Source organism: Candidatus Deferrimicrobiaceae bacterium (assembly GCA_035256765.1).
GTDB lineage: Bacteria > Desulfobacterota > Deferrimicrobia > Deferrimicrobiales > Deferrimicrobiaceae > CSP1-8.
The window spans coordinates 20639-29420 of record DATEXR010000135.1; the positions used below are offsets into that span (position 1 = coordinate 20639).

The window sequence follows — 8782 nt, forward strand, 5'->3', positions numbered from 1 at the left end:
CGGATGCCGACCGGACTCACGATCCCCGTCCGTTTCGTCCGCGAGGGCAGCCGGGATTTGGTGCCGGCCTATCAGACGAAGGGCGCCTCGGGGATGGATCTTCGGGCCGACGTCGAGGGGGAGGTCACCATCCCCCCCCTGGGCAGAATGCTCATCCCGACCGGGATATCGGTGGCGATCCCCCCCGGGTTCGAGGGACAGGTCCGGCCCCGGAGCGGACTGGCGATGCGCAGCGGCCTCACCTGCCTGAATTCGCCGGGGACCATCGACTCCGATTACCGGGGGGAGATCTGCGTGATCCTCGTCAACCTCGGCGACGCGCCGTTTTCCATCCGCCGCGGCGACCGGATCGCGCAGCTGGTCTTCGCGCCCGTCGCACGGGGGGTGTGGCGGGAGGTGGACGATCTCGGCCGGACCCCCCGGGGCGAGGGCGGGTTCGGTCATACCGGTTAGGGGAGGGGTACCGTGATCGAGAGATACTCCAGGCCCGGAATGGCGAAGATCTGGGAAGCCGGGAACCGGTTCCGGATCTGGCTCGACATCGAGATTCTCGCCATGGAGGCGATGGCCCAAAAGGGCTGGGTTCCCGCCGACGCGCTCGCGCGGGTCCGGAAGAACGCGAAGTTCGACATCCGGCGGATCGACGAGATCGAGAAGCGGGTCAAGCACGACGTCATCGCCTTCCTTACCTCGGTCGCCGAGCACATCGGAGAAGACTCGCGGTTCCTCCACGTGGGGATGACCAGTTCGGACGTCCTCGACACCTCCTTCGCCGTGCAGATGCGCCAGGCCCTCACCCTCCTCATCCGGGAGGCGCAGAAGGTCTTCGAGGTCCTCAAGAAACGGGCCTTCGAGCACAAGGACACGGTGATGATCGGACGCACCCACGGCATCCACGCCGAGCCGGTGACGTTCGGCCTCAAGATGGCCCTGTGGGCCGACGAGATGCGCCGGAACATCACCCGGCTCAGGCGCGCCCGGGAGGTGATCTCGGTGGGGAAGCTTTCCGGCGCCGTCGGCACGTTCGCCGCCATCGACCCGTCGGTCGAGGAGTACGTCTGCCGGAAGCTGTCCTTGCGGCCCGCCCCCGTGTCGACCCAGATCGTCCAGCGGGACCGGCACGCCGAGGTCTTCGCCACGCTCGCCGTCGTCGGCTGCTCCCTGGAAAAGTTCGCCACCGAGATCCGGCACCTGCAGAGGACGGAGGTTCTCGAGGTCGAGGAGCACTTCGCGGAAGGGCAGAAAGGTTCCTCGGCGATGCCTCACAAGCGCAACCCGGTTCTGTCCGAGAACCTGTGCGGTCTCGCGCGGCTCCTCCGGGGATACGCGGTCACCGCCTTCGAGAACGTCGCCCTCTGGCACGAACGCGACATCAGCCACTCCTCGGCCGAGAGGGTGATTGCGCCGGATGCCACCATCGTGCTCGATTTCTCCCTGGCGCGCTTCCGGGAACTGATGGAGACGCTGGTCGTCTACCCCGAACGGATGAAGAGGAACATCGCGCGAACGCACGGTCTCCTCTTCTCCCAGCGGGTCATGCTGGCGCTCGCCGCCCGGGGCCTGTCGCGCGAGCGCGCGTACGAGATCGTCCAGAAATCGGCCATGGAGGCGTGGCGCAAGGAGAAAGACCTGGCCGGCCTTCTGTGGAAAGACCGCGAGGTGCGGTCGCGCATGACCCGCGAGGAGTTCCGCGAACTGTTCGCCATGAAGCATTATTTGAGGAACATCGACGCCCTGTTCGACCGCGTGTTCTGAGACCGGGGCTGCCGGAACGCCGGCGCCCTTCCGGGGCGGGCAGGCGATTCGTTCCCCAGGGGGAACCGCGGACGGGGAAAGCGCGTATCCGCGTCACGCGCGGCAGGGGGGGTTCCGTATTACAATAAAGACGCGGGGCGTTGCCGGCGGGAGATCGTCGGGCGGGGCGGCCCGGGAAATGTCACGACTGGGGGGGGATAGGGTGACAGGCCTGTTTCCGGAAATGCACGAAGAGTGCGGAATCTTCGGGGTGTACGGCCACCCGGAGGCCGCCAACCTCACCTACCTCGGGCTATACGCGCTCCAGCACCGGGGGCAGGAATCCGCGGGGATCGCCTCCTCCGACGGGAAGGTCATCACCTTCCACCGGGAGATGGGACTGGTCGCCGACATCTTTTCCGAGGACATCCTCGCGCGGCTGGCCGGCAACATCGCGATCGGGCATGTGCGATACTCCACCACCGGCACGTCCGAGCTGAAAAACGCCCAGCCTTTCGTCGTCGATTTCGAGAGCGGCTCCATCGCCATCGCCCACAACGGGAACCTGGTCAACGCCCACCGGCTCAAGAGGGACCTCGAAGTGGAGGGGTCGATCTTCCAGTCGACGATGGACACGGAAGTCATCGTCCACCTGATCGCCCGTTCGCGGGAAAGCCGGATCGAGGACCGGATCGTGGACGCCCTCTCCCGCGTCCGGGGGGCCTATTCGCTCGTTTTTCTCACCCGGGACAAGCTCATCGGGGTGCGGGATCCGCACGGGGTCCGCCCCCTCGTGTTCGGGAAGATCCGCGGGGGGTACGTCCTCTGCTCCGAGACGTGCGCTCTGGACCTCATCGAGGGCGAGTTCCTCCGGGAGGTGGAGCCGGGCGAGATGATCGTGGTCGACGAGCGCGGCGCGCGGACATCCCGGCCGTTCTTCCCCGCCGGGCCGAGGTTCTGCATTTTCGAGCACGTCTACTTCGCCCGCCCCGACTCGATCATCGGCGGCACCTCGGTCTACCAGGTGCGCAAACAGTTCGGCCGCCAGCTCGCGAAGGAGCACCCGGCGGACGCGGACATCGTCATCCCCGTGCCCGATTCGGGCGTGCCCGCGGCGCTCGGATACTCGGAGGCTTCGGGCATCCCCTTCGCGATGGGGCTGATCCGGAACCACTACGTCGGGAGGACCTTCATCGAGCCGCAGCAGTCGATCCGGCACTTCGGCGTGAAGATCAAGTTGAACGCGGTCCGGGACGTGGTGGGGGGGAAGCGGGTCATCGTGGTCGACGACTCGATCGTCCGGGGTACCACGGGGCGCAAGATCATGAAGATGATCCGGGACGCCGGGGCGAAGGAGGTCCATGTGCGGGTCAGTTCCCCGCCCACGACCCACCCGTGCTTCTACGGAATCGACACGCCCCTGCGGCGCGACCTCATCGGGGCGACCCACACCCTGGAGGAGATCAACCGGTACCTCGCCTCCGACAGCCTGGGGTACCTGAGCGTCGAGGGCCTCCACGCGTGCGTCCCCAATGGGGGGAAGGGGTATTGCGACGCCTGCTTCACGGGCGACTACATGATCCCCCTCGAGGTCGTGGAGATCGAGGAGCAACTCCCGCTGTTCCGCGGATCCGTCAGGATCTGACGGTGCAGTAACTGCGGATCGTACCTCATCCGGAGGGGAAAAGACGAATGACCGGAGACCGGGAGCGGTTCCTTGCGATTCTGAAGGAGAAAAGCTACGAGAGGAAGAAGGTGATCCTCTCTTCGGGGCGGGAGTCCGATTTCTACATCGACTGCAAGCAGGCGACGCTCGACGCGGAAGGGGCCGTCCTGACCGGCAGGCTCCTCTGCGGGATGCTGGAGGAGGGCGGGATGCCCGAGGCGGTGGGGGGGATCACGCTGGGGGCGGACCCGATCGTGACCGCCGTCTCTCTCACCAGCGCCCTCCGGGAGAACCCGATTCCCGCCTTCATCATCCGGAAGGAGCCCAAGAAGCACGGAACCTCCCAGTGGGTCGAGGGGATGAAAAACCTGCGTCCGGGCATGCGGGTGGCCATCGTGGAGGATGTGGTCACCACCGGGGCGTCCACCCTCCGGGCGATCGAGCGGGCCGAGGGGGCCGGCCTGGTGGTCTCCCGGGTGCTCTGCCTTGTCGACCGGAACGAGGGCGGCGCGGAGTTCCTGGCGGAAAAGGGATACCGCCTCGAGCCGATGTTCCGGAAAGAGGATGTGGAAAATGCGTGAGGGCGGGGGTCGCCTCCGGGTTGTTCTTCTTGCGGCCGCGGTCGCGGGCGCCGCGCTTCTGTCCGCCGGCTGCGGGACCCGCGTGATGACGCTCTACGAAAAGGTGGTGGGCTCGAAGCGGTACGCACGCAGCACCGAGGAGTTCACGCGCACCCGGGAAGTCCACGACGGGCTCGAGACGCGGTTCATCTTCTCCTCCACGTGGCTCTCCCCCGAATGGGTCCGGGCGTTTTCGGAGGAGTACGCGAACATCTACTACCTCGACCGCGAGCGGAAGGAGCAGATGATCGACCGGTGGAGAGGGGAGTCCGAGCGGTACGAGCGGTTCTTCGTCGCTCTCTTCACCCCCGACGACCGGACGAACGACCTCGACAAGGAGGGGACCCTGTGGACCCTCCACCTCGTGCGCGCGGACGAGAAGGATTTCGAGCCGGTCTACGTGAGAAAGGCCTCCCTGCGCCCCGAGGAGGTGTCCCGTTTCTTCCCCTACTCGGGGACCTGGTACCGGGCCTACGAGGTGGCGTTCCCGAAGGAGGCGGGGGAAAAGGTGGAGACCGTGACCGCCGCCCCCCGCTTCAAGCTGGTCCTTTCGGGGGTCCAGGGGCGCGCCGTCCTCGTCTGGAACTGAAAAGCATAGGGACGTTCTTAAAACTTTTCATCCTCTCTAGGCTATCCCGCCGATCGCCGGGGCCCAGGCTCGCCGGCCTCCAGAGATCCATTCCCGGGAGATCCCGGCATTCGAGGGCCGCTGCATCCCCGCCAGCTTCGTTGCCCGCCCTCACCGTACCGCGGCGGGTACGCCTCGGCCGGGCGCCTCGCCGGACGGAGCGCATCGACCCTCTCGATGCACGGGCTCTTCCGGAACGGACCCCTGGAGGCCGGGGGGCTCCGTTATCAAACGCTCGCGACCTTGCGCCCGCTCGCTGCGGTTGCGCTCGCCGGAACGATCCCCGCCCCGCGGGGATACTCCTCCCTCGCTCCACACGCCGCTCCGGGGAACCCCCCGCATCGCCTAGGGGTCCCCGGCTGTGCCGCTGCAGACGACTCGGCTAGAACCACGTGCGGCGGATGATGGTGTCCTTTCTCCCGTGCTCCTCGTCGAGGTACGGGTAGTCGATCGTGGAGTGCAGCCCGCGGCTCTCCTTCCGCTGCATGGCGCATCGGACGATCAGCTCGGCGACGGTGCTGATGTTTCTCAGCTCCAGCAGGTCCCCCGTCACCTTGAAGTTCCAGTAATACTCCGCGATCTCCTTTTTCAGCAGCTCGATCCGGTCGAGCGCCCTCTCGAGCCTCTTGTTCGAGCGGACGATGCCGACGTAGTTCCACATCAGGCGGCGGATCTCGTCCCAGTTGTGGGAGACGATGACCGCCTCGTCCGGATCCTGCGCGTTCCCCGGGTCCCATCCGGGAACGGGGACCTTGGGGCGCGGCTTTCCCGCGTACGCCTGCTCGGACCGCGCGAGGGCGCGGTCGGAAAAGACCAGGGCCTCCAGGAGGGAGTTGGAGGCGAGCCGGTTGGCCCCGTGAAGCCCGGTACAGGCGCATTCGCCGATGGCGAACAGCCGCCGGATGTCGGTCTCCCCGTTCCGGTCGGTCCGCACCCCCCCGCACTGGTAGTGCGCCGCGGGGACGATGGGGATCGGTTCCTTCGTCATGTCGATCCCGAAGGAAAGGCACGTCTTGTAGATGTTCGGGAACCGCTTCCGGATGAACGCGGCCCCCTTGTGCGTGATGTCGAGATAGGCGCAGTCCTCCCCCGTGCGCTTGAGCTCCGCGTCGATGGCGCGGGCGACGATGTCGCGGGGGGCGAGCTCCATCATCGGGTGCGCCCTTTTCATGAACCGTTTTCCCGCGCGGTTGAGCAGCCTTGCCCCCTCGCCGCGGACCGCCTCGGAGATGAGGAACGACTTGGCGTGCGGATGGTAGAGGCAGGTGGGGTGGAACTGGACGAACTCCATGTTGGCGATCGTCGCCCCGGCCCGGTAGGCCATGGCGATTCCGTCCCCCGTGGCGATGTCGGGGTTGCTCGTGTACAGGTAGACTTTCCCGGAACCTCCCGTGGAGAGGATGACGGCGTCCGCCAGGAAGGTATGGATCGCCCCCTTCTTCATGTCGAAGACGTACGCCCCGATCGCATCGTCCTCCTTCCGCCGGTCGAACGACTCCACCTTCTGGCGGGTGATGAGGTTGATGGCGGCGTAATCCTCGTAGATCCGGATCCGGCGGTTGGCGCGGGCGCGGGCGAGGAGGGCGCGCTCGACCTCGCGGCCGGTCAGGTCCTTCGCGTGGAAGATCCGGCGCTTCGAGTGCCCTCCCTCTCGGCCGAGGTCGTACTCCTGCCCCCCGTCCCGGCGGGTGAACCGGACCCCCCATTCGATCAGTTCCCGGATCTTCGAGGGGGCGTCGCGCACGACCAGGTCCACGATGTCGGGCCGGCAGAGGCCGACCCCCGCCCGGTGGGTGTCCTCGATGTGGGATTCGAACGAGTCCTCGCCGCTCCAGACGGTGGCGATCCCCCCCTGGGCGTAGTTCGTGCTGGACTCGGAGGCCGCCCGTTTCGTGATAATCGTTACCGATCCCTTCCTGGCCGCGCGGAGAGCGAAACTCAGGCCCGCGATGCCGCTCCCGATGACCAGGAAATGGGAATGCCGTTCCATCCGTTTCCTCCTGCGCGGTCCCCATGCCGATTGACAAGGGAAGCCGCGATCTACTAGAATGCGGAATAGTGATGTATTTACGCATATTTTTAATCATATCGGTGCTCTTTTGTCCAACGGTTATTCGGGCGGACATCTACCGGCACGTGGACCAGGACGGCGTCGTCCACTTCACCAATACCCCGGGAACGACCACGGCGGCTCTCTATCTCCGGGAGGCTCCCCCACCCCGTCCCGCAAGGGCATCTTCGGGGAAGGTGGAGGCCTGGATGATGGATTACGCCGAACGCTACTCCCGGGCGCACAACCTCTCTCCCGCGCTCATCAAGGCGATCATCAAGGCGGAGTCCAACGGCGAGCGTTTCGCCGTGTCGCCCAAGGGGGCGCAGGGAATGATGCAGTTGATGCCGTTTACCGCGAAACGGCTGAACGTCTCCGACCCCTTCGACCCGATCGAGAACATCGAGGGGGGGGTCAAGTACATCAAGGAACTTCTCGGAACCTTCGGGGGGAATCTCGTCCACGCTGTGGCCGCGTACAACGCCGGCCCCGCGGCGGTGAAGAAGTACGGCGGCATTCCTCCCTACGCGGAGACCCGTCTCTACGTCCAGAGGGTGATGATCTATTACCGGCAATACCGTTCCGGCGAATGAACGGGAACAGCCGCCTCAACCCGGCCAACCTCCTCACCCTTTTCCGCATCCTTACCGTGCCGGTCGTCGTTCTGCTGCTCTACGCGCCGGACGGGCGCGATATCCCCTTCTCCCGGTCGGTGGCTGCGGTGATCCTGTTCACCGTGTCGTCCTTCACCGACCTGTTCGACGGGTACATCGCGCGGCGCTACGCGATGGTCACTTCCCTGGGGAAGCTTCTCGACCCGCTGGCGGACAAGCTTCTCGTCTGCGCGGCGATGGTGATGCTGATCCCCTCGGGGAGGGTGCCGGCCTGGATGGTGGCGATCATCGTCGGTCGCGAGATCGGCGTCACGGCGCTCCGGGGCGCCGCCTCCACGGAGGGGTTCGTCATCGCGGCCTCTTCCCTGGGGAAGGCCAAGACGATCCTCCTGTCCATCGGGGTCGGGGCGCTCATCCTCAACTACCCGGTGTTCGGGATCGACATCCATCTCCTGGGGATGGTGTTTCTGGTGGCGGGGCTCGTGCTCACCGCGTGGTCGGGGCTGGACTATTTCCTCCGCTTCGTCGGAGAAATATTCAAAAAGTGATCGGCCCCGCGGTCAGGGGGGACATCTCCTGATTTTGTTCTTATCGAGTATTATGTTGAGTCGACGGAAGCGTCCTGAATCTCCAATTGCTCTGACCGGTGAAAGGCGAGGGATGTCGCGCCAAGTGTAACGTACAGGAGGCCGTGGGCAGGGGGGCCACGTTAGATGATCGCGACCACGAAAGGGGGGACAAATCACCCTTCCAACTAAAATGTATTGGTATTTCGCACATTTAGTTTTAGTGATACTTCTTGGCCCCAAATAACCCTGCAATATGGTTGATTGTCGGCTACACAAAACCGTACTTTGATTTTAGTTCTTGGATGTGCTAATTTCGCACTATGACGCGGCGAATCTCCAGTTGGAAGGAACTTGGCTCCAGAGTGGCCGAAGCACGCAAGATTGCGCAGCTTAGCCAAGCCGATCTTGCCACGGCGGTCCGGCTTGATCGGACGGCGATCACCAAGGTGGAGTCGGGTGAGCGTAAGCTGGATTCACTGGAACTTACCCGCATCGCAAACGTGCTCAAGCTACCGATTGAGTGGTTCCTCACGCCTCCGCTTCCCGCCGTGGTGAGTCGTCGCGCAAGTCGCGAGCCGACCGACGAGTCCAAGGCCGATGCTTTGCTTGAAAGGCTTGCCCAAGATGTGAAGCTTGTCATCGATATTGGTCTCCTTAGTCCGCCTGCATTGCCCAAGTCGATGAGCATCGACTCTGTCGAACGCGCTGAAGCATCCGCCCGCGACTTACGCCGTCAACTGGAGCTGCCGCCAGGCCCAATATGGGAGCTGTTGGCGGTCGCCGAGCGTGTTGGTCTATACGGTTTCTGCCTCGATCTTGGCAACGATTCGCTCGATGGATCCTATTTGCGTCTCGACACCGGCGGCGTCGCGGTGGTGAACGGTGCAACGCCGTCGGGTCG

Annotated in this window: 9 protein-coding genes; 8 read left to right on the forward strand and 1 reads right to left on the reverse strand. The window is 65.0% G+C overall.

From position 1 onward, the window contains the following. Positions 1 to 3: 3 nt before the first annotated feature. From dut to VJ307_04735, 5 genes are all read left to right on the forward strand, one after another. Positions 4 to 453, forward strand: coding sequence for a dUTP diphosphatase (gene dut / locus VJ307_04715; protein ID HJX73439.1), 450 nt, complete (start codon positions 4 to 6; stop codon positions 451 to 453). Between the two features lie 12 nt (positions 454 to 465). Continuing rightward, a complete protein-coding gene (gene purB / locus VJ307_04720) occupies positions 466 to 1755 on the forward strand; it encodes an adenylosuccinate lyase (protein ID HJX73440.1) in 1290 nt (429 codons plus the stop codon). Positions 1756 to 1957: 202 nt separating this feature from the next. Beyond that, positions 1958 to 3379, forward strand: coding sequence for an amidophosphoribosyltransferase (gene purF, locus VJ307_04725; protein HJX73441.1), 1422 nt, complete (start codon positions 1958 to 1960; stop codon positions 3377 to 3379). A gap of 47 nt (positions 3380 to 3426) precedes the next feature. Next, a complete protein-coding gene (pyrE, locus tag VJ307_04730; GenBank protein ID HJX73442.1) occupies positions 3427 to 3981 on the forward strand; it encodes an orotate phosphoribosyltransferase in 555 nt (184 codons plus the stop codon). Continuing rightward, positions 3974 to 4609, forward strand: coding sequence for a hypothetical protein (locus VJ307_04735; GenBank protein HJX73443.1), 636 nt, complete (start codon positions 3974 to 3976; stop codon positions 4607 to 4609). The genes pyrE and VJ307_04735 overlap by 8 nt, the downstream gene beginning before the upstream one ends. Before the next feature lie 421 nt (positions 4610 to 5030). Here the strand turns inward: VJ307_04735 and nadB are convergent, their stop codons facing one another. Beyond that, positions 5031 to 6638 carry an L-aspartate oxidase gene (gene nadB, locus VJ307_04740; protein HJX73444.1) on the reverse strand — a complete coding sequence of 536 codons (1608 nt, stop codon included), beginning with the start codon at positions 6636 to 6638 and terminating at the stop codon, positions 5031 to 5033. Positions 6639 to 6709: 71 nt separating this feature from the next. Between nadB and VJ307_04745 the strand changes: the two genes are divergently transcribed. From VJ307_04745 to VJ307_04755, 3 genes are all read left to right on the forward strand, one after another. Continuing rightward, a complete protein-coding gene (locus VJ307_04745) occupies positions 6710 to 7291 on the forward strand; it encodes a lytic transglycosylase domain-containing protein (GenBank protein ID HJX73445.1) in 582 nt (193 codons plus the stop codon). After that, the gene (gene pgsA, locus VJ307_04750) at positions 7288 to 7860 is read left to right on the forward strand and encodes a CDP-diacylglycerol--glycerol-3-phosphate 3-phosphatidyltransferase (GenBank protein HJX73446.1); all 573 of its coding nucleotides are present in this window, start codon (positions 7288 to 7290) and stop codon (positions 7858 to 7860) included. Before VJ307_04745 ends, pgsA begins: the two co-directional genes overlap by 4 nt. A 383-nt stretch (positions 7861 to 8243) precedes the next feature. After that, positions 8244 to 8782, forward strand: a 539-nt coding sequence (locus VJ307_04755) for a helix-turn-helix transcriptional regulator (GenBank protein HJX73447.1), incomplete at its 3' end; no start/stop codon positions are given.

Bases quoted from the DNA above. Each gene is read 5' to 3' on its own strand.
- pgsA (HJX73446.1), top strand. From the start codon at position 7,288: ATGAACGGGAACAGCCGCCTCAACCCGGCCAACCTCCTCACCCTTTTC.
- dut (HJX73439.1), top strand. From the start codon at position 4: ATGCCGACCGGACTCACGATCCCCGTCCGTTTCGTCCGCGAGGGCAGC.
- VJ307_04735 (HJX73443.1), top strand. From the start codon at position 3,974: ATGCGTGAGGGCGGGGGTCGCCTCCGGGTTGTTCTTCTTGCGGCCGCG.
- VJ307_04745 (HJX73445.1), top strand. From the start codon at position 6,710: ATGTATTTACGCATATTTTTAATCATATCGGTGCTCTTTTGTCCAACG.
- nadB (HJX73444.1), bottom strand. From the start codon at position 6,638: ATGGAACGGCATTCCCATTTCCTGGTCATCGGGAGCGGCATCGCGGGC.
- pyrE (HJX73442.1), top strand. From the start codon at position 3,427: ATGACCGGAGACCGGGAGCGGTTCCTTGCGATTCTGAAGGAGAAAAGC.